Annotated in this window: 22 protein-coding genes; 11 read left to right on the top strand and 11 right to left on the bottom strand. The window is 65.9% G+C overall.

Annotated features, from left to right (window positions below; all coding sequences use genetic code 11):
- On the bottom strand, window positions 1–1,193 hold a 1,193-nt coding region (gene groL, locus QOH60_RS02420), incomplete at its 3' end, for a chaperonin GroEL (protein WP_526416713.1).
- A gap of 166 nt (window positions 1,194–1,359) precedes the next feature.
- The gene (locus QOH60_RS02415; RefSeq protein WP_526416711.1) at window positions 1,360–1,926 is read right to left on the bottom strand and encodes a TetR/AcrR family transcriptional regulator; all 567 of its coding nucleotides are present in this window, start codon (window positions 1,924–1,926) and stop codon (window positions 1,360–1,362) included.
- 99 nt (window positions 1,927–2,025) lie between these two features.
- Here QOH60_RS02415 and QOH60_RS02410 point away from each other — a divergent pair, with 99 nt between their 5' ends.
- Together QOH60_RS02410 and QOH60_RS02405 are read left to right on the top strand one after the other, a co-directional pair.
- Window positions 2,026–2,934, top strand: a complete 909-nt coding sequence (locus QOH60_RS02410; RefSeq protein ID WP_526416709.1) for an SDR family oxidoreductase — start codon at window positions 2,026–2,028, stop codon at window positions 2,932–2,934.
- 96 nt (window positions 2,935–3,030) lie between these two features.
- Window positions 3,031–3,744: a Type 1 glutamine amidotransferase-like domain-containing protein gene (locus QOH60_RS02405; protein WP_526416707.1), complete on the top strand. Its 714-nt coding sequence runs from the start codon at window positions 3,031–3,033 to the stop codon at window positions 3,742–3,744.
- Between the two features lie 61 nt (window positions 3,745–3,805).
- Here the strand turns inward: QOH60_RS02405 and QOH60_RS02400 are convergent, their stop codons facing one another.
- From QOH60_RS02400 to QOH60_RS02380, 5 genes are all read right to left on the bottom strand, one after another.
- The gene (locus QOH60_RS02400) at window positions 3,806–4,339 is read right to left on the bottom strand and encodes a hypothetical protein (protein ID WP_526416705.1); all 534 of its coding nucleotides are present in this window, start codon (window positions 4,337–4,339) and stop codon (window positions 3,806–3,808) included.
- Between the two features lie 86 nt (window positions 4,340–4,425).
- Window positions 4,426–4,995: a hypothetical protein gene (locus tag QOH60_RS02395; protein ID WP_526416703.1), complete on the bottom strand. Its 570-nt coding sequence runs from the start codon at window positions 4,993–4,995 to the stop codon at window positions 4,426–4,428.
- A gap of 135 nt (window positions 4,996–5,130) precedes the next feature.
- Window positions 5,131–5,940, bottom strand: coding sequence for an HAD-IIA family hydrolase (locus tag QOH60_RS02390; protein ID WP_526416701.1), 810 nt, complete (start codon window positions 5,938–5,940; stop codon window positions 5,131–5,133).
- A 57-nt stretch (window positions 5,941–5,997) separates the two neighbouring features.
- Window positions 5,998–7,425 carry a flavin-containing monooxygenase gene (locus QOH60_RS02385; RefSeq protein ID WP_526416699.1) on the bottom strand — a complete coding sequence of 476 codons (1,428 nt, stop codon included), beginning with the start codon at window positions 7,423–7,425 and terminating at the stop codon, window positions 5,998–6,000.
- Window positions 7,422–7,892 carry a VOC family protein gene (locus QOH60_RS02380; RefSeq protein WP_526416697.1) on the bottom strand — a complete coding sequence of 157 codons (471 nt, stop codon included), beginning with the start codon at window positions 7,890–7,892 and terminating at the stop codon, window positions 7,422–7,424. The genes QOH60_RS02385 and QOH60_RS02380 overlap by 4 nt, the downstream gene beginning before the upstream one ends.
- 136 nt (window positions 7,893–8,028) lie before the next feature.
- Between QOH60_RS02380 and QOH60_RS02375 the strand changes: the two genes are divergently transcribed.
- The 3 genes from QOH60_RS02375 to QOH60_RS02365 are packed head-to-tail and all read left to right on the top strand — an operon-like array spanning window position 8,029 to window position 9,647.
- Window positions 8,029–8,658: a WcaF family extracellular polysaccharide biosynthesis acetyltransferase gene (locus QOH60_RS02375; protein ID WP_526416695.1), complete on the top strand. Its 630-nt coding sequence runs from the start codon at window positions 8,029–8,031 to the stop codon at window positions 8,656–8,658.
- Window positions 8,651–8,863: a phosphopantetheine-binding protein gene (locus QOH60_RS02370; RefSeq protein WP_526416693.1), complete on the top strand. Its 213-nt coding sequence runs from the start codon at window positions 8,651–8,653 to the stop codon at window positions 8,861–8,863. The genes QOH60_RS02375 and QOH60_RS02370 overlap by 8 nt, the downstream gene beginning before the upstream one ends.
- Complete coding sequence (locus QOH60_RS02365; RefSeq protein ID WP_526416691.1) at window positions 8,847–9,647, top strand: LnmK family bifunctional acyltransferase/decarboxylase; 801 nt, start codon at window positions 8,847–8,849, stop codon at window positions 9,645–9,647. Before QOH60_RS02370 ends, QOH60_RS02365 begins: the two co-directional genes overlap by 17 nt.
- Here QOH60_RS02365 and QOH60_RS02360 read toward each other — a convergent pair whose 3' ends face one another.
- Both QOH60_RS02360 and QOH60_RS02355 read right to left on the bottom strand, forming a co-directional pair.
- The gene (locus tag QOH60_RS02360; protein WP_526416717.1) at window positions 9,648–11,057 is read right to left on the bottom strand and encodes a PH domain-containing protein; all 1,410 of its coding nucleotides are present in this window, start codon (window positions 11,055–11,057) and stop codon (window positions 9,648–9,650) included. It abuts the gene before it with no gap.
- Window positions 11,058–11,110: 53 nt separating this feature from the next.
- Window positions 11,111–11,593 (bottom strand): PH domain-containing protein, encoded by a 483-nt coding sequence (locus tag QOH60_RS02355; protein WP_526416689.1) that lies wholly within the window; start codon window positions 11,591–11,593, stop codon window positions 11,111–11,113.
- A 102-nt stretch (window positions 11,594–11,695) separates the two neighbouring features.
- On the opposite strand from QOH60_RS02355, the gene QOH60_RS02350 reads away from it, so the two are divergent.
- The 5 genes from QOH60_RS02350 to QOH60_RS02330 are packed head-to-tail and all read left to right on the top strand — an operon-like array spanning window position 11,696 to window position 17,570.
- Complete coding sequence (locus QOH60_RS02350; protein WP_526416687.1) at window positions 11,696–12,613, top strand: SDR family oxidoreductase; 918 nt, start codon at window positions 11,696–11,698, stop codon at window positions 12,611–12,613.
- Entirely contained in the window at window positions 12,613–13,839 is a 1,227-nt protein-coding gene (gene moeA / locus QOH60_RS02345; protein WP_526416715.1) for a molybdopterin molybdotransferase MoeA, read from the top strand. The genes QOH60_RS02350 and moeA overlap by 1 nt, the downstream gene beginning before the upstream one ends.
- A 6-nt stretch (window positions 13,840–13,845) precedes the next feature.
- The gene (locus QOH60_RS02340) at window positions 13,846–14,562 is read left to right on the top strand and encodes a phosphatidylserine decarboxylase (RefSeq protein WP_526416685.1); all 717 of its coding nucleotides are present in this window, start codon (window positions 13,846–13,848) and stop codon (window positions 14,560–14,562) included.
- Window positions 14,559–15,410, top strand: a complete 852-nt coding sequence (gene pssA, locus QOH60_RS02335; protein WP_526416683.1) for a CDP-diacylglycerol--serine O-phosphatidyltransferase — start codon at window positions 14,559–14,561, stop codon at window positions 15,408–15,410. Before QOH60_RS02340 ends, pssA begins: the two co-directional genes overlap by 4 nt.
- A 6-nt stretch (window positions 15,411–15,416) precedes the next feature.
- Window positions 15,417–17,570: an AAA family ATPase gene (locus QOH60_RS02330; protein WP_526416681.1), complete on the top strand. Its 2,154-nt coding sequence runs from the start codon at window positions 15,417–15,419 to the stop codon at window positions 17,568–17,570.
- On the opposite strand, the gene QOH60_RS02325 is transcribed toward QOH60_RS02330, so the two are convergent.
- Together QOH60_RS02325 and QOH60_RS02320 are read right to left on the bottom strand one after the other, a co-directional pair.
- Window positions 17,567–18,013 (bottom strand): SRPBCC family protein, encoded by a 447-nt coding sequence (locus tag QOH60_RS02325; protein WP_526416679.1) that lies wholly within the window; start codon window positions 18,011–18,013, stop codon window positions 17,567–17,569. The two genes, QOH60_RS02330 and QOH60_RS02325, sit on opposite strands and share 4 nt — an antisense overlap.
- A gap of 59 nt (window positions 18,014–18,072) precedes the next feature.
- Entirely contained in the window at window positions 18,073–18,489 is a 417-nt protein-coding gene (locus QOH60_RS02320) for a hypothetical protein (protein WP_526416677.1), read from the bottom strand.
- Between the two features lie 195 nt (window positions 18,490–18,684).
- Between QOH60_RS02320 and QOH60_RS02315 the strand changes: the two genes are divergently transcribed.
- On the top strand, window positions 18,685–19,926 hold the full coding sequence (locus QOH60_RS02315) for an HNH endonuclease signature motif containing protein (protein WP_526416675.1): 1,242 nt from the start codon (window positions 18,685–18,687) through the stop codon (window positions 19,924–19,926).
- Window positions 19,927–20,068: the final 142 nt, after the last annotated feature.

Genomic DNA, 20,068 nt, shown 5'->3' with positions numbered 1-20,068 from the left:
ACGGCGTCCTCGATGCGGTGCTTGCGCTCCTTGAGCTCCACCTCGGTGGCAGCACCGGCCTTGATCACCGCAACACCGCCGGCCAGCTTGGCCAGGCGCTCCTGCAGCTTCTCGCGGTCGTAGTCGGAGTCGCTGTTCTCGATCTCCGTCTTGATCTGCGCGACCCGGCCGGCGATGGCGTCGGAATCACCGGCACCCTCGACGATCGTGGTCTCGTCCTTGGTGACGACGACCTTGCGGGCCTTGCCGAGCAGCGACACATCGGCCGTCTCCAGCGACAGGCCGACCTCTTCGCTGATGACCTGGCCTCCGGTGAGGATGGCCATGTCCTGCAGCATCGCCTTGCGGCGGTCGCCGAAGCCCGGGGCCTTGACGGCGACGGACTTGAAGGTGCCACGGATCTTGTTGACCACCAGGGTCGACAGGGCCTCGCCCTCGACGTCCTCGGCGATGATCAGCAGCGGCTTGCCGGACTGGATGATCTTCTCCAACAGCGGGAGGAGGTCCTTGACCGTCGACACCTTGGAGCTGACCAGCAGGATGTAGGGCTCCTCGAGCACCGCTTCCTGACGCTCGGGGTCGGTGACGAAGTAGCCCGAGATGTAGCCCTTGTCGAACCGCATGCCCTCGGTGAGCTCGAGCTGCAGACCGAAGGTGTTGGACTCCTCGACGGTGATGACGCCCTCGTTGCCGACCTTGTCCATCGCCTCGGCGATCAGCTCGCCGATCGAGGGATCGCCCGCGGAGATGCCGGCCGTGGCCGCGATCTGCTCCTTGGTGGTGACCTCCTTGGCCGACGCCAGCAGCGTCTCGGTCACCTTCTCGACGGCCTTCTCGATGCCGCGCTTGAGCGCCATCGGGTTGGCGCCGGCCGCGACGTTGCGCAGGCCCTCACGCACAAGCGCCTGAGCCAACACCGTGGCGGTGGTGGTGCCGTCGCCCGCGACGTCATCGGTCTTCTTGGCGACTTCCTTGACCAGCTCGGCGCCGATCTTCTCGTACGGGTCCTCCAGCTCGATCTCCTTGGCGATGGACACGCCGTCGTTGGTGATCGTGGGAGCGCCCCACTTCTTCTCGAGGACGACGTTGCGACCCTTTGGTCCCAACGTCACCCTTACCGCGTCGGCGAGGGCGTTGAGGCCCCGCTCGAGGCCACGACGGGCCTCTTCGTCATACGCAATTATTTTGGACATTGCGAAGTGTTTCCTCCGGATATGGGGATGCACGTTCTTTTGGTCGGGCGCAGTGCCCGCGACGGACGACCTGGGCTGTGCGGCCCGGTCTCACCGTCCCGACCTAGCACTCACCGGTCGGGAGTGCCAACGTCATTTCTAGCACTCGCGTATAGAGAGTGCAAGGTCAGGTCAGCGGAGCGCGCAGGCCGTCCAGAACCACTTCGGTGAGTCGCTCGGCCGCGGCGGGATTGGCGGCCTGCATCGCAAGGCTTCCGACCAGGATCGCCTTGACGTCCATCACGTCGACATCACGCCTCACAGCGCCGGCTTTCTGTGCGGCCTGCAGTAGATCGCGGAGCATCTCGAGGAACGCCTCCTCGGCGGCCGGCGCAGCGGTCTCGATGTCGATCCCGATTCCGGCCAGTGCGTCCACGAGCCCCTGGTCTGTCGCACCCCACTGGAGCACCATCGACCGAAGGAAGGTGAACAGCGCATCGCCGGGGTCGGGAGTCAGCAGAGCGCGACCGTTCTCGACGATGCGCCCCAGCCGGTCGTTCACCACCGCCCGGAACAGATCCTCTTTAGTCGGGAAGTGCCTGTACACGGTGCCGGCGCCCACACCAGCCCGCCGCGCGATCTCGTCGATCGGCACCGAGAGTCCTTCGGCGGCGAACGTCTCATAGGCGACCTCGAGCACGCGGGCTCGGTTTCGGGCCGCGTCGGCGCGCAACGGCCGGTCGGGTTGAGCCACATCACACCACCTCGGGAATTGACAAAACGGGGCGCGCGTTCCGTATATTTGTACCAACCGGGGCCTACGCTCCGCTTAACACTTTACCGAGGAGAGATCATGTCCAACTGGACAACCGCCAACATTCCCGACCAGACCGGCCGCACTGCCGTCATTACCGGCGCCAACACCGGGCTTGGATACGAAACCGCCGCCGCGCTCGCCGCGAAAGGCGCCCACGTCGTACTGGCTGTACGCAATCTCGACAAGGGCAAGGACGCAGCGGATCGGATCGCGGCCGCCACTCCGGCAGCCAGCGTCGCCGTGCAGGAACTCGACCTCACGTCGCTCTCTTCGATCCGCGCCGCCGCAGACGAGCTGAAGGCTGGCCATGACGCCATCGACCTGCTGATCAACAACGCGGGAGTGATGTTCACGCCCAAGGAGACCACCAAGGACGGATTCGAATTGCAGTTCGGCACAAACCATTTGGGCCACTTCGCGTTCACCGGCCTGTTGCTCGACCGAGTGCTGGCGGTGCCCGGATCACGCGTGGTCACCGTCAGCAGCGTGGGTCATCGGTTCGCCCGCAACGGGATCCGCTTCGATGATCTGCAGTGGGAGCACGACTACAGCCGCGTCGGTGCCTACGGGCAGGCCAAGCTGGCGAACTTGATGTTTACGTACGAGCTGCAGCGGCGCCTGCAGGGCACCAACACCATCGCCGCTGCTGCCCACCCCGGCGGGTCGCGCACAGAGCTGACCCGCAATCTGCCGCGGCTCGTCGGCGCAATCAGCGGGCTGCTCGAGCCGATGTTCCAGGGCGCCGACATGGGTGCGCTGCCGACACTGCGCGCCGCGACGGATCCCGGCGTCATCGGCGGTCAGTACTTCGGCCCCGACGGCTTCGGTGAGCAACGCGGCTACCCACGCGTGGTGGCATCGAGCCGGGTGTCCCACGACATCGACCAGCAGAAGCGGCTGTGGACGGTGTCCGAGGAGCTGACCGGGGTGACGTTCCCCGTCTAGATGCCAGTCCCCCCGCGAGCGTGCGTGTCTGTTGGCGACACGCCGACGTCAGTACCGATTCTGCGCACGCTCGCGAGGGACTCTAGCCTGCAATTCGTGCCCGCCGACCAGCCCACCATCCTGGCGACCAGCGGGGGTTTGACCGAGGGGCGACGCACACGCTGGGAGTTCAACGCGCTCACTGAATACGCGATCGAGTTGTCCGGCGTGACCGGCCGAGCACCGCGCATCTGCTTTGTCGCGACGGCCACGGGCGACAATCCGGTGGCGCTGAACTGGCTCTACGACGCCGCACAGATACGTGGACTCGCGGCGTCACACCTCGCCCTGTTTTCGATGCCGAACGTGGACGACATCACGGCACTGCTGCTCGACCAGGACGTGGTGTGGGTGATGGGCGGCAGCGTCGCCGGTCTACTGGCGATGTGGCGGCTGCACGGCGTCGACGCCGCGATGCGCACCGCGTGGCAAGCCGGAGTGGTGCTAACCGGGATCTCGGCCGGGTCCATCTGCTGGCACACCGGCGGGACGACGGACTCGTTCGGGCCCGAGCTGCGCCCAATCACCAACGGGCTTGCGCTGATTCCGTTTTCCAACAGCGTGCACCACGACTCGGAGGTCCAGCGCCGGCCGCTGTTCGAGCGGTTGATTTGTGACGGCACGCTGCCCGCCGGATACGCCACCGACGACGGCGCCGGAGTGCTGTACCGCGGCACCGAATTCGCCGAGGCGGTGTGCGAACGTGATGGCGCCGCAGTGTATTTCGTGGATGCGTCAGGCGAGACCCGGCTCGCGACGCGGCGGCTCTAGAGTCCCGGGCCGCAGTTGAGATGCATCGCGAATTCGTCCGCGGCCTAACGATCCAGGGTTGTCAGCGAAAGCGGACGTGCACGGTTTTCACCACCTCCGTGTGTGGCGGATCGCCGATAGAGTTGCTGAACCTGGCGGAGAGATCGAGCCTGATTGTCGTCACCGGAACATTCACGGCTTCGTTCACGTCCCGTGACTTCAGCCCGGTGGTCCCACACAGCTCGGGAGTAGTGCGTGTCGCTCTGACGGTGCCATTTGCGTTCACAAACCTGATCGTTGCGAACGTACAAACCGGCCCGGCGACGGTGCCCCCGCCGGGGGGGAGGCCGGGGAGGTCGGGAAGGACGACGGAGGGGAGGTCAAGATACGACTTTCCCTTCAGAAACACTCTCGACGCGTTGGCGTTCTGGACATTGCCGTCCCAGCAGGCGACGGCCGTGCCCTGAGGTGCCCCACCCAGGTGCAGGTCGTCTCCGAAATCCCCTACCCCACCCTCCATCTTGAACTGGACGACCTTGCTTCGAAAGTCGCCAGGACACGACCACACGTCGTACGCCTGAGCCGTTGGAACACCAACAGCCGCGAATGCGACCACGAGCAGGGCGGCGATCCGCCCCAGTCGCGTCCCCCTCTGAACTTTGTTCATCTGACCGGCCTTCCTTACATCCGGTGTGGCAGGTGTCAGTGGAAGCTGGCGGTCACAACTTTCGTCCGGTCCACGAGCGGCGGGTCACCTGCGTTGTTCACGAGCTTGGTATAGAGCTCGAGCCTCATCCTGGTCACCGGAACGTTCACGGTGACGTTCACCTCCCGTGACCTCAGCCCAGGGTCCCCACAGAGGTCGGGTTCGGTGTGTGTCGCTCTGACGGTGCCATTCGCGTCCACAAACTTGATCACGGCGGACACACATAGGTCGTCGGCAGCGGGGGCGCCGCCGGGCGCGCAGCAGCCGCCCGGGAGGTTGTCGTGATACAGCTTTCCCCGCAGAAACACTCTTGCCGCATTGGGGTTCCGGACATTGCCGTCCCAGCAGACTACGGCCGTGCCCTGAGGCGCCCCGCCCAAGTGCAGGTCGTCCCCGAAGTCCGCTCCCCCACCCTCGGCCTTGACCTGGTCGACCGCATCTCGAAATTCGCCGGGGCACGTCCAGTAGTCGTACGCATGCGCGGTTGGGACACCGACGGCCGCGAATGCCAGCGCGAGCAGGGCGACGATCCGCCACAGTCGCATCCCCTTGTAGGCCTTGTTCATCTGACCGGCCTCCTTCACCGACAACGAGCCGCGGTGGGGATCGAAACCAGCTGTTGTCGATCGCCCATCAGCGTACGCGCGAGGCGCATGGCTGTATCCAAAATGGACTGCGCCAGTTGCGAAGCCGTCCGAGCGCTAGAACCCGAGCAACTCAGGCAGATCGGCCACCGAGTCGATGACATGATTGGGCTGCATCGCGAATTCGTCTGCGGCCCAACGGTCCAGCGTGTCCTGCCGGAACTTGCCGGTGCGTACCAGCACGCCCGTCATGCCCACCACCTGCGCGGCGAGCACGTCGTTGTTCAGGTCGTCGCCGATCATGTACATCTGATCCGGGTCGGCGCCCAGCCTGCTGGCCGCGGCGAGGAATCCCTCCGGCGCGGGCTTGCCGACGGCAGTCGCTTTGCGGCCGGACGTCTGCTCCATGCCGATGAGGTACATGCCGGTGTCGATCCGCAGGCCTTCGGTCGTATTCCACGATGTGCTGCGGTGCATGGCCATCACGGGCACGCCCTGCGCCATCCAGTCGTAGACGCGGCTGAGCGTCAAGTGGTCGTATTCGGGGCCGGCACCGCCTAGCAGCACCACGTCGGGCGCGCCGTCGTCGACGCCGAAGTCGGTCGATGCGACGACGTCGACGCCCGGCATGTCCTCGCTGATGTCACCGCTGTTGACCAGGAAGCACCGTGCGTGCGGGTAGGTCTGGCGGACGTATTCGGCGGTCAGCGCGGCGGCCGTGATGACCTCGTCCGCGCGCACTTGCATCCCCGCCCGGCCCAGCGCGTCGGCGATCTGCTGACGGGTGCGCGTGGTGGTGTTGGTCAGATAAGAGCACGCGATCTGGTGGCTGTTCAGCGCGCGCAGCGTCTCGGCGGCGCCCGGGATCGGTTTCCACGATGTCGTCAGCACGCCGTCGATGTCGAACAGCACCCCGCCGACGGTCATGGTGCCGACAGTAAACGGCGAGGCGACGAGTGCAAGTCGGAGCTCCTGCTCCTTAGGTCAATCCAAGTGGTAGTCGACGAGATTCACGTTGCGGGTGCGGGCCTCGAACGTCTTGCCGGAGAACGGCAGTTGGGTGACCACCTTGCCGCTCGGGTGGCGGAAGTAGTTGTCGCAGCTCAGCCAGACCTTCCCCGCCATCGCGGACTGGAGCTCAGCGTTGTACCCGTCGTGCGCGTCCCGCGTCACCTGAACGGCTCGGGCGCCGTGCTCTTTCAGCATCTCGAGCAGCCGGCGAACATACGCGGTCTGCACCTCGTGGATGTACAGGATCGAGTTGACGCCGTTGGTGTTCGGCCCATAGAGGGTGAACAGATTCGGGTACCCGGGCACCAGCGTGCCGAGGTATGCCTCGGCACCGTCGGCCCAGTCGTCGTGCAAGCGGCGGCCGCCGGCGCCGTAGACGTCGAGGCTGTTCAGGTAGTCGGCGGCCTTGAAGCCGGTGCCGTAGATGACGGTGTCGACGCGGTGCTCAGTGCCGTCGGCGGTGAGCAGCCCGTGTTCGGTGAACCGCACGATCGGCGAGGTCTCCAGGTGCACGTGCGGCAGCGCGAACGTCGGGAACCACTGGCGTGACATCAACGGTCGCTTGCATCCCGCCGGGTAATCGGGGGTCAGCTTCGCGCGCAGCGCGGGATCGGTGACCTTGCGCATCAGATAGCTGTAGGCCAGCTCGGTGGCCTCCCGGGTCTGGTCCGCGTCGGCGTCGAAGCTCGACGACTCGTAGGCGTCGAACGCCTCGTCGCGCAGCTTTCGCGCCGCGCTCGGGTCACGTTCGAACAACTCGTGTTGCTCTGGCGTGTAGGGGAAGTCGAACTTCGGCGCCACCCAGATCGGCGTGCGCTGAAAGACCGTCAGGTGCGCGACATCGGGGGCAATTGCCGGGACGTACTGGATTGCGCTGGCGCCCGTGCCGATGGAGGCGACGCGCTCGCCCGCGGTGGTGCGGCTGTGGTCCCACCGCGACGAGTGAAATACCCTGCCGCGGAACGCCTCTGCACCCGCAATGAGCGGAATATTCGGTATGTCAAGCATTCCCACGGCGCACACGACGGCGTCGAACTCCAGTTCTGCACCCGCGTCGCTGGTCAGCGTCCAGCGTCGGTCCTCGTCGGACCAACGCATCGTGTCGATACGGGAGTTGGATTGCAGATGCCGGTCCAGTCCGCCTTTGAGCGCAACGACTTCGAGATAGTCGAGGATCTCGGGCTGCATCGCGTAGGTCTTGCTCCAGCGCGGGTTCGGCGCGAAGGAGAACGAGTAAAGATGGCTTGGCACATCGCATTCCGCGCCCGGGAAGGTGTTGTGACGCCAGGTTCCGCCGAAGCCGTCGGCGCGGTCGAAGATCGTGAATTCGTAGCCGGCGTCTGCGAGTTGCAGGCCCATCGCAATGCCGCCGGCGCCGGCGCCGATGATCGCGACGTTCATGCGTACTGCGCGTAGTAGGGACGGTCGGGCCGGGTCTTCTCGACCAGGATGAACACCACGCCCCAGGGATCGGCGAACCAGGTCGTGCGCACCCGCGCGACGTCGGCGATGCCGTCGACGAGGAAGCGCACGCCGCGGGCTTCGAGCTCGGCGCGGGTGGCCTCGATGTCCTCGCAGATCAAGCCGACGTGCGAGAGGCCGACGTCGGTGAGGCGACGTTCGTGCGCGTCGCCGTCGGCGCGCAGGTATTCGATCACTTCCAGCACGTGGTCGTCGGGGCCGAGCCCGACGATCGCCGCTTTCATCGCGGGGTCTGAAATCAGCTGGCCCATGTCGTCGCGGATGGCGTCGCCGTTCATCACGTACGGCGGCGACAGCACTTGCAGGCCGAGCACATCGCGGTAGTACGCCACCGCGGCCTCGCAGTCGGGCACGCACACCCCTGTGTGAGCGAGGCCGGTAATCACGTTTTCAATGTGCCACACCAGCGAAGACGAGCCCAAGCGCCTCGGGGCCGCGGCCGACGCGTCTTGCGAAGGCAGGGCTCACACGATCATCTGGGGAAGCGCGTCGTAAGATTCTCGCAAACGGAAGGGTCGAATTTTGACGGCGCAGCAGTATCAGGATTTGACACAGTTCGAATCACGTGATGGTGCTCGTGGGCGACCATCCTGGTATGTGCAGTTGTGGTGGATATTCGACGCGTTATTCGTGCGTCCGACGCCGCAGTTCCTCTATAGATGGAGACGCGCAGCATTGCGTCTCTTCGGAGCTCAAATCGGCGAGGGTGTTCTCATTCGGCCTGGCGTACGAGTGACCTACCCCTGGAAGCTGGTGGTCGGCGACCATTGCTGGATTGGCGACAATGCATCGCTCTATACCATCGCGGAGATCACGCTCGGCGACCACACCGTCGTCTCTCAGGAGGCTTATCTCTGCGCGGGAACTCACGATGCCCGCGATATCACGTTTCCCGTTCTGGAGGGCCCCATCATAATCGAGTCGGAATGCTGGATCGCGGCGCGCGCGTTTATCGGACCGGGTGTCCGCGTCGGCCGGGGAGCGGTGGTCGGCGCCTGCTCGGTCGTACATTCTGACGTCGCACCGGCCACGATTGTCGCGGGCTTTCCGGCCCGAGCGATCCAGAAACGCAGAATACGGACACACGTTGACGGCGCACGCGGTCCGGCGGCATCGCCGGAAACCAAGCACATAGGTCGGGTCAATGGATAAAGAACAGCTCTATTCTCTGCTCAAATTGGAGCAGGACGCGGACCTCGAGACCTCGTTCGAGGACTTGGGTGTCGATAGCTGGAACTTGGTGGAGACACGAGCGGCGCTCGAAGTCCGACACGGAATCCGTCTCGTGGACGACGACTGGTTGCTGTTGGAGAGTCCCGGCGACATTCTGAGGCTTTTCGATGAAGCGCAGCGTTAAGGTCAACATGCCGCAGATGGCCCTGGGCTGTCTGTCGGAGAACTGGCTCCTCAAGGAGCTGGGGGACTTCCACTGGGCCAAACTGTGTAGCTCGCTCGGCCGGGGATCGAGGGATCTGGTCGACTCGCAGGGCCGGCGCCTTTATGCGACGTTCGTACACATCCGTATCGATCTCGACAGCGACCTGACGGCATTCCCTGAGGGCGACGAAATCACATTCGGGATCGAAATGACGCGATTCGGTCGCTCGACTGTGCAGAGCACCATCACGTTCGAAGGCGAAAAGTCAGCGGGCAGCGCCACCCTTCTCACCACCTTCTCGGTTCGTGCGAATGAAGGCAGCAACGCGTTATTGAAGAGCGAGCCTATCGGCGAATTCCAAGATGTGGTGGAGGCTACCGACATCAGCCCGTTCTTCAGCGAGTATTCGACCGTGCGATCGGAGTACGGTCGAAGCGAACCGAAGCATGAACCTCGGCCCGACGAGATCTATAGCATCAATCCCTATACGGACTCCAATGGCGCGGGTTTATTGTACTTTGCTGCGTATCAAAGCATTGCGGATCTGTTGGTGCTGAGGCAGTTTCCGGATGAATTCGATATCCACACGAAGCTTCGGGATATCTATTACTTTAAGAACTGCGACCTCACCGATGCCATGTATCTCGAGCCAGTGTCACGGATAACGACTGAGTCCGGCGCCGTAGATGGACAATATCTGCTTTATCGCGCGTCGGATGGTGCGTGTCTGGCATTTATGTCGACGATAAAACACGCCGACTGATCAGCCCCGGGCCCAGACGCTGTGGGCAACCCACGGCGATGCTTTGGACGCCACCGACCACGCCAATTCAGCGGGCACGTCGATGATCCTGTAGTGCTTGCGGCCCGCGGCCGTCGCGGCGATCAGCGTCGCGACCCCGGCCCGCCGCTGGAAGAACGTCTGGCGCACCGTCCAGCCGATAATGCCCGCGCACGCGATGCAGTCGCGGCGGCGGTCCACGCTGCCCGACCGCGCGACCAGCCAGCCGTCCTCGACGCGGTGGCCCAAGGACCGCACCCGGTCGACCGTCAGTAGCGCACACGCCACGGTGAATCCGGCCCAGATGAACCACACCCAAAAAGGCAGCCCTGCAACGGGAATCACGATCGCGACGAGCACCGGCAGCGCCAGGCCGCGGGTCCACCGCCGTCTCGCCGCGGCGAGACCATGCCGTTGCAGCGGCCCGGTCACCGCGGCGTCGTTGTCGATCAGTTCTGACAACACTGCCGTCGCGGTGGCAGACGGGCAGGCAGGCAACAGCACCGACGACTCCCCTTCGCCGTGCACGCCCGTCATCACGGCGTCCAGCCGTGCACCCCGCATCGCGCGCACCGCCAGCTGCTCGCTCAGCGTGCCGCCCCGCAACCTGCTCATGTCGAACGTGTGCTCGCGCACCCGCAGCAGGCCGTGCCGCAGGTGCAACGCGCCAGATTCGCGCGACAAGACCAAGCCGCCGTACGTCAGCCACGACCACAGCACCGCGAGCACCACTGACGCCACGACGAGCCCGACCACTCCGATGCCGATCACGACGACGATGCCGGTGCGGTGTGCCGCCTCGACTCCGACCCTGGCAACCCGCTCGGAGATGCTTGCCCCGATGCCAGCCTGGTAGGCCACGCCGAGCGCGGCCGCGATCATCAGGAGACCGGAGAAGCTCAGCGGGGCATATCGCAGCCACAACGGCTGCCACCGCGCCAGCACCCGGCCCGCGGGCTGCTCGCTCTCCTGCGGGCTGCCCGATGACGTCCTCGTCTCCTCCAACAACACCGCCCGCAGTCGGGGCACCTCCGACACCCGCACCGCGTCCAGCGCGAAGGAAGATTCTCGATGCGACTCGTGACCGGTGCCCACCCGCACGACGGTGAGCCCGAGCAGCCGGTGCAGCAACCGGGAGTCCGTCTGCACCGAGCGAATCCTGTTGCGGGGCACGGAAACCGATCGACGGCGCAGCATCCCTGTGCGCATCTCGACGTAGTCATCGGTCAGCCGGTAGGTGGTGAACACCCAGCGCAGCAGGCCAATGCCCACGATCAGGCCGAGTGCCACCAGCGGATACACCTGGTTACCGGTCGTCGAGCCGAGAATCACCGACCCGACAAGCACCGGCAGCTGACGCAGCACTTCGTGCACAGGATGGACCAGAAGCATCCGCGGGCTCAGCCGCTGCCAGCCGTCGGCGGTGTGCACTTGTTCCGTGGTACTCACGTCGCATCCTCGGCGCCGAGCGCCGCGATATCGGTCAGCTGCTCGACGACGCGGTCGGCGACGTCGTTGTCGAGGGCGCGGATGTGCACCGCACCCGCCGACGACGCCGTCGTGACGGTGACGTTGGCGACTTTGAACATCCGGTCGATCGGGCCACGGTAGGTGTCGACGGTCTGCACGCGCGAGATCGGCGCAATGCGGCGCTGCTGGATCAGCCAACCGCTGCGGGTGAATGCGGCCTGCGGGCTGATTTCCCAGCGGTGCACCCGATATCGCCACACGGGGACGACGAACACGTGCAGAGCCATCAGCACCACGGTCACCGCTGCGACGGTCAGATGCAGCCACCCCGGTCGCGGCAGAAGGATCAGCCACACGACCTGAGCGGCGATGGGCAGAATCCACCCCAATGCGGCCGACACCGCCCACATGAACGGGGCACGGCGGCTGGGTGGATTCGCGGGCTCGGCAAACGCCATCGATCACAGGTTCCTGTTGGATTAGCTTTGACGGGTAACGACCATACGTGCGCGCGCTGAGGAGATGGCGCCGATGGGTGCTTGCACGAAGAGGAGACGATAATGGCTAAGAAGTGGACGACTGCGGACATTCCGGACCAATCCGGCCGCGTCACCATCGTCACCGGCGCGAACACCGGCCTAGGCTTCCACACCGCCTCGGCGTTGGCCGAGAAGGGCGCGCAGGTGGTGCTCGCGGTGCGCAACCTGGACAAGGGCAACGATGCGGTCTCTCAAATCAAGGCGAACGCCCCGAACGCCCAAGTCTCGTTGCAGGAGCTCGACCTCACCTCTTTGGACAACATCCGCCGCGCTGCCGACGAGATCAGGTCCGCGCACCAGCGCATCGACCTGTTGATCAACAACGCGGGGGTGATGTACACCGACAAGGGCAACACCAAGGACGGTTTCGAGCTGCAGTTCGGCACAAATCATTTGGGCCACTTCGCGTTCACCGGCCTGCTGCTCGACAGGCTGCTGCCGGTCGAGGGGTCCCGGGTGGTGACGGTCAGCAGCGTCGGCCACCGCATCCTCGCGAAGATCCACTTCGACGACTTGCAGTGGGAGCACAGCTACAACCGCGTGCGCGCCTACGGGCAATCGAAGTTGGCAAACCTGATGTTCACTTACGAGCTGCAGCGCCGGCTGGCCGCCAAGAGTGAACCGACGATCGCACTTGCCGCCCATCCGGGTGGGTCGGACACCGAACTGACGCGCTACATCCCGGGGTGGATCAAGCCCGTCACGGATCTGGTGTGGCCGCTCATGTCGCAGAGTCCGGACAAGGGTGCGCTGCCCACTCTGCGCGCCGCCACCGACCCGACAGCGCAGGGCGCCCAGTATTACGGCCCTGACGGCTTCGCTCAGACGCAGGGCCACCCGAAACTGGTCGAGTCGAGCAAGCAGTCCCACGACGAGGCAATACAGAAGCGACTCTGGGAGGTTTCCGAGAAGCTGACCGGCGTCACCTATCCGGTGTGATGCGCTCCGTCGACGAACACGTTCGGGTCGTCGCCGGGCTGATCCGGCCGCGGCCGCCCGAGACCGTCGCGCTCGCCGACGCCGCCGGCATGGCTTTGGCCGAGGACGTCATCGCGCCACTGTCGTTGCCCGGGTTCGACAACTCCGCGATGGACGGCTACGCCGTGATCGCCGACGAGATCGCGGGCGCGACCGTAAACGGTCCCGTGGTGCTGCCCGTCGCCGAGGACATCCCGGCGGGCCGTACGGACGCGCTGACGTTGAAACCCGGTACGGCGCACCGGATTATGACGGGCGCGCCGGTGCCTTCGGGTGCGACCGCCGTGGTGCCCGTCGAGGCTACCGACGGCGGCACGGACACTGTGGCGATCCGCGCTGCGGCTCACGATGGCCAGCACATCCGCCGGGCCGGCGAGGACGTCACCGCGGGCGTCACCGTGTTGCACAGCGGCGCGCTCGTCACACCCGCGGCGTTGGGACTCGCGGCGGCGCTGGGATTGACGGAGCTGGCCGTCATTCCACGGCAGCGGGTGCTGGTGCTGTCGACCGGCGAGGAATTGGTGCAGCCCGGCCAGCCGCTGCTGCCGGGGCAGATCTACGAGTCCAATGCGGTGATGCTCGCGGCCGCGGTGCGCGATGCCGGCGCGGACGTGGTGGCCGCGACGACGACCCGCGACGACGTCGAGGAGTTCCGCCACGCGCTGGCGACCTACGCAAGCCTGGCCGACCTGATCCTGACGTCAGGCGGAGTCAGCGCTGGCGCATACGAGGTGGTGAAGGACTCGCTGAGCGGCGGCGGCGTCGAGTTCGTCAAGGTGGCAATGCAGCCGGGCATGCCGCAGGGCGCAGGCGTGGTCACCGGAGCCGGTCGGCCGGCGACATCGGACACAGGCACCCCGATCCTCTGTCTCCCCGGCAATCCCGTCAGCGCGCTCGTGTCTTTCGAGGTGTTCGTCCGCCCCGCTTTGCGGGCGGCGATGGGGCTGCCGTCCGCCCACCGGCCCATAAGCACGGCCGTACTTGCCGACGGGTTGAAATCGCCTGCGGGCAAACGGCAATTCCGCCGCGGGGTATTCGATCCCCCGACCGGGTCCGTCACCACCTACGGCCCCCCTGCGTCACATCACCTGCGCTGGCTCGCATCGGCGAACTGTCTGCTCGAAATCGCCGAAGACGTCACGGAGCTGACGGCTGGCTCGCAGGTCGATGTGTGGGACCTAAGATAGCGCCCAATGGCTAGACGCCCCCATCTTCCGGCCGACGACTCGGCCGAGTCAGAGGCTGCCCGGCTCCTTGAGCTGGTGCGCTCGACGGTTCCGCCGATGCATCCGGCCGGCTTTCCGTTCGTCGCCGCCGGGTTGCTGTTCGCCGCCGCGGGCCGCAAGCGCCGATGGATGCGGACCGCCGGTCTCTCGGCAGCCGCGGCCAGCGCGACGTTTTTCCGGCACCCGGCGCGCGTACCGCCTGACCGCCCCGGTGTCGTCGTCGCCCCCGCCGACGGGCAGATCACGCTCGTCGACACCGCGGCGCCACCCGCCGAACTCGGGCTACCCGCCGAACCCCGCCCGCGGGTCAGCATCTTCTTGTCGCTCTTCGACGTCCACGTGCAGCGCGTGCCCATCGGCGGCGAGGTCGTCAAGGTCGACCATCGGCTCGGCAAGTTCCTGTCCGCCGACAAGCCGCGCTCGAGTGACGAGAACGAGCGCAACAGCGTGTGGATCCGCACCGAAATCGGTCAGGACGTCGTCGTCGTCCAGATCGCCGGCCTGCTCGCGCGCCGCATCGTCTGCGACATCCGCGCGGGGGACAAGGTGACCGTCGGCGACACGTACGGGTTGATCCGCTTCGGCTCCCGGCTCGACACCTACCTGCCGGAGGGGTCGACGCTGCAGGTCCAGCCGGGCCAGCACGCGGTGGGCGCGGAGACCGTCATCGCCGAGTTGCCATGACACGCAACGTCAGTTCGCCTTTGAAGCTCTTGCCGAGCGCGATGACCGTGACGGCGATCTGCCTTGCGTTGACGTCGGTCAAACTCGCCCACGACAACGAGGTGACGCCCGCGCTGGCGCTGCTTGCCGGCGCGGCGATCCTTGATGCTCTCGACGGCCGGATCGCGCGGGTGCTCAACGCCACATCACGCATGGGCCAGGAACTCGACTCGCTCGCCGATGCGGTGAATTTCGGTGTGGCGCCTGCGTTCATCGTCTACTGGACGCTGCTCCAGCATTCGCGGGTGGGCTGGATCGTGGTGCTGGTATACGCGGTGTGCATCGTGCTGAGGCTGGCCCGGTTCAACGCGCAGTTGGACGACGCTCAGCCGGCCTATGCCAAAGAATACTTCGTCGGCATGCCCGCGCCCGCGGGTGCGATCGGCGCGATCGGGCCGCTGGCAGCAAGAGCGCAATGGCCCGGTGCGTGGTGGGGCACGGAGTGGGCCGAGTGGACGGTGATCGTCTGGATGATCGGCGTCTCGCTGCTGGTGGTCAGCGCGATTCCAATGCGCAAGATTCACACGTTCGCGATATCGCCGAACATGACCTTCCCGCTGCTCGTGCTTCTGGCGATCGGAGTCGCGGCGTCGATCTTCTTCCCCTACCTCGTGATCATGGCGATCATCGTCGCCTACGTCATCCACATACCGTTCGCGGTGCGCAGCAAGCGCTGGATCGCCAACCACCCTGAGGCATGGGATTCCAAGCCACGACAACAGCGTGCCCAGCGCAGGCAGATCCGTCGGACTCAGCCGCACCGGCGGTCGGTGGCGCGCCTCGGGCTGCGCAAGCCGCCACGACACTGAGTTGACATGCCGATTCTGACACTGACCGCCCGCCTGAACACCTCAGCAGTCGACTCACGCCGGGGCGTCATCCGCCTTCATCCGGAAGCTGTCGCCGCCCTTGGCATTCGAGAGTGGGACGCCGTCTCCCTTACCGGCTCCCGCACGACGTCCGCGGTGGTCGGGCTGGCTGGTTCCGCCGTGCCGGCCGGCACGGCGCTGCTCGACGACGTGACCCTTTCCAATGCCGGATTGCGTGAAGACACCGCGGTGATCGTGTCACCGGTGACAGTGTATGGCGCGCGGTCGGTAACACTGAACGGAACCAACCTTGCGCGCCAGTCCGTTTCGCCAGCCGCGTTGCGAATGGCGTTGCTGGGCAAGGTGATGACGGTCGGCGACACTGTGTCGCTGCTGCCTCGCGACCTGGGCCCGGGCACGTCAACGTCGGCGGCCAGCGCGGCGCTCGCGTCATCCGTCGGGATCACGTGGACGTCGGAGCTGCTTACCGTCACGGGCGTGGACCCGCAAGGACCGGTCAGCGTGCAGCCGAACTCGTCGGTGACGTGGGGTGAGGGGATCTCCGCGGTGACGCACTGGACAACCGAAGCCACCGAGCCGTCGGTGCCGGCCGTCAGCGTCGACGATCTCAAGGGCGCTCACCAACAGGCCGCCCGGCTCTCGGAATGGCTCAAGCTGGCCTTGGACGAGCCGCAGCTGCTGCAGAAACTTGGCGCGAACGCGAATCTCGGTGTGGTGGTGTCAGGCCCGCAAGGTGTGGGCAAGGCGACGCTGGTGCGCGCGGTGTGCGCCGGGCGGCGGCTGGTCGAGCTCGACGGGCCCGACGTCGGCGCGCTGGCGGCGCAGGACCGGCTCAAGGCGGTCAGCGACGCAGTGACCAGTGTGCGCAACGGCGGCGGAGTGCTGCTGATCACCGACATCGACGCGCTGCTGCCCATGCCCGCCGAGCCGGTCGCGACGCTCATTCTTGGCGAATTGCGCTCGGCGGTGGGTACTTCGGGCGTCGCGTTCATCGCAACCTCGGGCAAACCAGACGTGGTGGATCCGCGGCTGCGCTCACCTGAACTGTGCGACCGGGAACTCGGCCTATCCCTGCCCGACGCGGCGACCCGCAAGGCCCTGCTGGAAGTCTTCCTGCGCAACGTGCCGACTGGCGAGCTGCATCTTGACGAAATATCTGATCGCACACCGGGTTTCGTGCGAGCCGATCTGGCCGCCCTCGTACGTGAGGCCGCTCTTCGGGCGGCGGCCAGAGCTAGCGAGGACGGCAAGCCGCCCACGCTCACGCAGGAGGACTTCACCGGTGCCTTGACCGTGATCCGCCCGCTGTCACGGTCGGCAACCGAGGAGGTGGCAGTCGGCGGGGTGACGCTCGACGACGTCGGCGACATGGCCGAGACCAAGCAGGCGCTGACCGAAGCCGTACTCTGGCCGCTGCAGCATCCGGAGACGTTCTCCCGCTTGGGTATTCAGCCGCCGCGCGGGGTGCTGCTGTATGGCCCGCCGGGATGCGGCAAGACGTTTGTGGTACGGGCGCTGGCCAGCTCGGGCAAGCTGTCAGTGCATGCCGTCAAGGGCGCTGAGCTGATGGACAAATGGGTCGGCGCCTCGGAGAAGGCGGTGCGCGAGCTGTTCCGCCGTGCCCGCGACTCCGCGCCGTCGCTGATCTTCCTCGACGAGATCGATGCGCTCGCACCCCGGCGCGGTCAGAGCTTCGACTCGGGCGTCACCGATCGGGTGGTGGCCGCGCTGTTGACCGAGATGGATGGGATCGAGCCGCTCAACGACGTCGTCGTGCTGGGCGCCACGAACCGCCCCGACCTGATCGATCCCGCGTTGCTGCGACCCGGCCGGCTGGAGCGGCTGGTGTTCGTCGAGCCGCCCGATGCGGATGCGCGCCGTCAAATTCTGCGCACGGCAGGCAAATCGGTGCCGCTCGCCGCAGACGTCGACCTGGACGCGCTCGCCACCCAGCTCGACGGATACAGCGGGGCGGACTGCGTCGCGCTGCTGCGCGAAGCGGCCCTCACGGCCATGCGCCGCTCGATCGATGCGGCGGACGTGACCGCAGCCGACGTCGCCGCAGCGCGAGAGAACGTGCGTCCGTCGCTGGACCCTCTGCAGGTCGAGTCGCTGCGCGCGTTCGCCGCCGCGCGTTAGCCTTCGGCCATCTGCGCAAGCCGCTCGAGCGATCGTCGCAGCGACGCGTCGGTGGTGTTCCGTGCGCGTTCGAACCGCTTCTCGTCGGTCAGTGCCGACCAGTCGTAGGTGTGGGTGACGTGCGTCCGGCCGTCGTCCAGCGGTTGCAGCTCCCACCGCCACAGGTGGCCCGGCGGCGTCGCCCCCTGCTCAGCCGGGCGCCACGCGATCAGCCGGCCCTCCTCGAACTCCACCACGTGGTTCTCGCGGACGCTGCCCATCGTCAGGGTCATGGCGAACACATCTCCGACGGCCGTGACCCGTTGGCCCTCAGCAGCTTTGGCGAGATTGTCGTTGCTGTCCCACCGCGGCTGCTGGGCGGGATCGGCGATCAGCTCGAAGATCGTCGCGGCGGGTGCGCCGATGTCGCGGCTCGCCTGCACGACCCTGTCCTCATCAGTCACACCCCCATTCAACTCGTGTCGAGTGCGCGCTGGCTATCGGCGTCTCGTTGACCCCGTGATCAGAGCAGCGAACGCACCTTCACACTCTGATAGTCAGAACTCGCCCAACCGGTACTTACAGCACCCACTTCGTGTGGCGAAACCCTCACCGAAACATAAAGTTCCACGTTTTCTTCGGGCCACGGATCGGCATCCGCTACCTTGCTGGGCGACACGATGAATGGATCTATAACAAACTGAGTCGGCCCGACATCCAAAGGGCCGTCCAACGTATCAGTAGTCGGCTTGTCCCATACGTGATCATCGAACCACTTGTCCTTATCCATGACATGGGTCTGCAGGTGGAGAAATCCGCCGTGCCGGTTGAACTTATTCAGGTCTTGCTGGGTCAACACGAGCGTCCCACCGACGGTGAGTTGGAAGTCATCGCTAGCCGTGCGATCGATCTCCATCGAGACATCGATGATCTTGGCCATTTTGGTTCTCCTTTCGTCTCGGTGCATTCCCGATGCACCATGCGGAAGTGTGAGCGAGTCACGGCAGGGAGTCTCGAGTAGTGCGCTACTTGTCTTTTGGACCGCATATTTGCTTTTTCGGTTTTGGGCTGCGGGGGGGTGGTCGGCGACCTGCTTCACCGCTAACTTGTCGGACCCGGCTGCGATGATGGCGTTATGTCCTCGACCGCCGTCGTAGAGAGTCCCAATCAGCGCATTGAGCTGCTGTTTGATGAGTTGGCTGAGTTGGCCGGTCAGCGCAACGCGATTGATGGGCGCATCGTGGAGATCGTCGCCGAGATCGATGGCGACAAGTTGTGGGGCGCGACGGGGGCGCGGTCGGTGGGGGCGTTGGTGGCCTGGAAGACCGGCTCGTCGTCGGCGAACGCCGCGACGATCGCGACGGTGGCAAGCCGGCTGGCGGAGTTTCCCCGTTGCGCGCAAGGCATGCGGGAGGGCCGACTGTCGCTGGATCAGGTCGGGGTGATCGCGGCGGGTGCGGGCGAGGGATCCGATGAGCACTACGCGGAGCTGGCGCGCTGCGCAACGGTCAACCAGCTGCGCACGGCGGTCAAGCTCGAACCGCGACCCGAACCCGATCCTCGGCCCGAACCGCAGTCCTCGATCACCAAGACCTCCGACGAGGAATTCACCAGTTGGCGGATCAGACTTCCGCACGTGGACGCGGCGAAGTTCGACGCAGCACTGGCATCTCACCGTGATGCGCTGATCGCCGAGTGGAAACTCGATCGCGAGAACCGCGAGCGGGCATCAGATAACGCGCCGCCGTTGCCGGGCACTGTCGAGGCGTTCATGCGCCTGGTGGAGGCCGGGTGGGACGCCGAGGTGGCCCGCCGGCCGCACGGGCATCACACCACTGTGGTGGTGCACGTCGACGTTGAGCAGCGCGCCGCGGCGTTGCATCTGGGTCCGCTGCTCTCGGAGGCCGAACGCCAATACCTGACCTGTGATGCCACCTGTGAAGTCTGGTTCGAACGTGACGGCGAGGTCATCGGCGCCGGCCGAGCGACCCGCCAGATCAACCGGCGGCTTCGCCGCGCGCTGGAGCACCGCCATCCCACGTGTGCGGTTCCGGGTTGTGGTGCCACCCGCGGTTTGCACGCACACCATATTCGGCACTGGGAAGACGGCGGTCCCACCGAGTTGTCCAACCTGGTACTGGTGGTCTGCCCTTATCACCACCGGCTGCACCATCGAGGCGTCATCACCATCACCGGGCCCGCAGACAATCTCAGCGTCAGCGACAGCGCCGGCCAACCACTTAGCGCGGGATCGCTCGCGCGCCCGCCGAATCGGCCGCCGCCCGCCGTAGCGCCCTGCCCCGGACCCACCGGGGAGCGCGCCGACTGGTGGTGGTATGAACCCTTCCAGCCGCAGCCACCGCCGACATACAACTAGGTCGGCCACCGGGGCCGGTCGTTACCAGCACCGTATCGAAGCTCAAATAGGTTGGGGCATCGAGAAATTCGTTCGCGATACGCGCAGTTTGCGCATCGTGGGAATCGATGCTGACAACCGTCGGCACAAAGACACGCCACCG

The organism is Mycobacterium sp., from assembly GCF_032159765.1.
Taxonomy (GTDB): Bacteria; Actinomycetota; Actinomycetes; order Mycobacteriales; family Mycobacteriaceae; genus Mycobacterium.
The sequence above is the reverse complement of the archived record's forward strand: the minus strand, read 5'-3'. Positions and strand labels throughout refer to the sequence as shown.

Coding starts and splice junctions, on each gene's coding strand:
- QOH60_RS02360 (WP_526416717.1), bottom strand. CDS start 11,057: ATGCTTCTGGTCCATCCTGTGCACGAAGTGCTGCGTCAGCTGCCGGTG.
- QOH60_RS02355 (WP_526416689.1), bottom strand. CDS start 11,593: ATGGCGTTTGCCGAGCCCGCGAATCCACCCAGCCGCCGTGCCCCGTTC.
- QOH60_RS02315 (WP_526416675.1), top strand. CDS start 18,685: ATGTCCTCGACCGCCGTCGTAGAGAGTCCCAATCAGCGCATTGAGCTG.
- moeA (WP_526416715.1), top strand. CDS start 12,613: ATGCGCTCCGTCGACGAACACGTTCGGGTCGTCGCCGGGCTGATCCGG.
- pssA (WP_526416683.1), top strand. CDS start 14,559: ATGACACGCAACGTCAGTTCGCCTTTGAAGCTCTTGCCGAGCGCGATG.
- QOH60_RS02365 (WP_526416691.1), top strand. CDS start 8,847: ATGAAGCGCAGCGTTAAGGTCAACATGCCGCAGATGGCCCTGGGCTGT.
- QOH60_RS02395 (WP_526416703.1), bottom strand. CDS start 4,995: ATGAACAAGGCCTACAAGGGGATGCGACTGTGGCGGATCGTCGCCCTG.
- QOH60_RS02350 (WP_526416687.1), top strand. CDS start 11,696: ATGGCTAAGAAGTGGACGACTGCGGACATTCCGGACCAATCCGGCCGC.
- QOH60_RS02330 (WP_526416681.1), top strand. CDS start 15,417: ATGCCGATTCTGACACTGACCGCCCGCCTGAACACCTCAGCAGTCGAC.
- QOH60_RS02340 (WP_526416685.1), top strand. CDS start 13,846: ATGGCTAGACGCCCCCATCTTCCGGCCGACGACTCGGCCGAGTCAGAG.
- QOH60_RS02390 (WP_526416701.1), bottom strand. CDS start 5,940: ATGACCGTCGGCGGGGTGCTGTTCGACATCGACGGCGTGCTGACGACA.
- QOH60_RS02385 (WP_526416699.1), bottom strand. CDS start 7,425: ATGAACGTCGCGATCATCGGCGCCGGCGCCGGCGGCATTGCGATGGGC.
- QOH60_RS02370 (WP_526416693.1), top strand. CDS start 8,651: ATGGATAAAGAACAGCTCTATTCTCTGCTCAAATTGGAGCAGGACGCG.
- QOH60_RS02320 (WP_526416677.1), bottom strand. CDS start 18,489: ATGGCCAAGATCATCGATGTCTCGATGGAGATCGATCGCACGGCTAGC.
- QOH60_RS02410 (WP_526416709.1), top strand. CDS start 2,026: ATGTCCAACTGGACAACCGCCAACATTCCCGACCAGACCGGCCGCACT.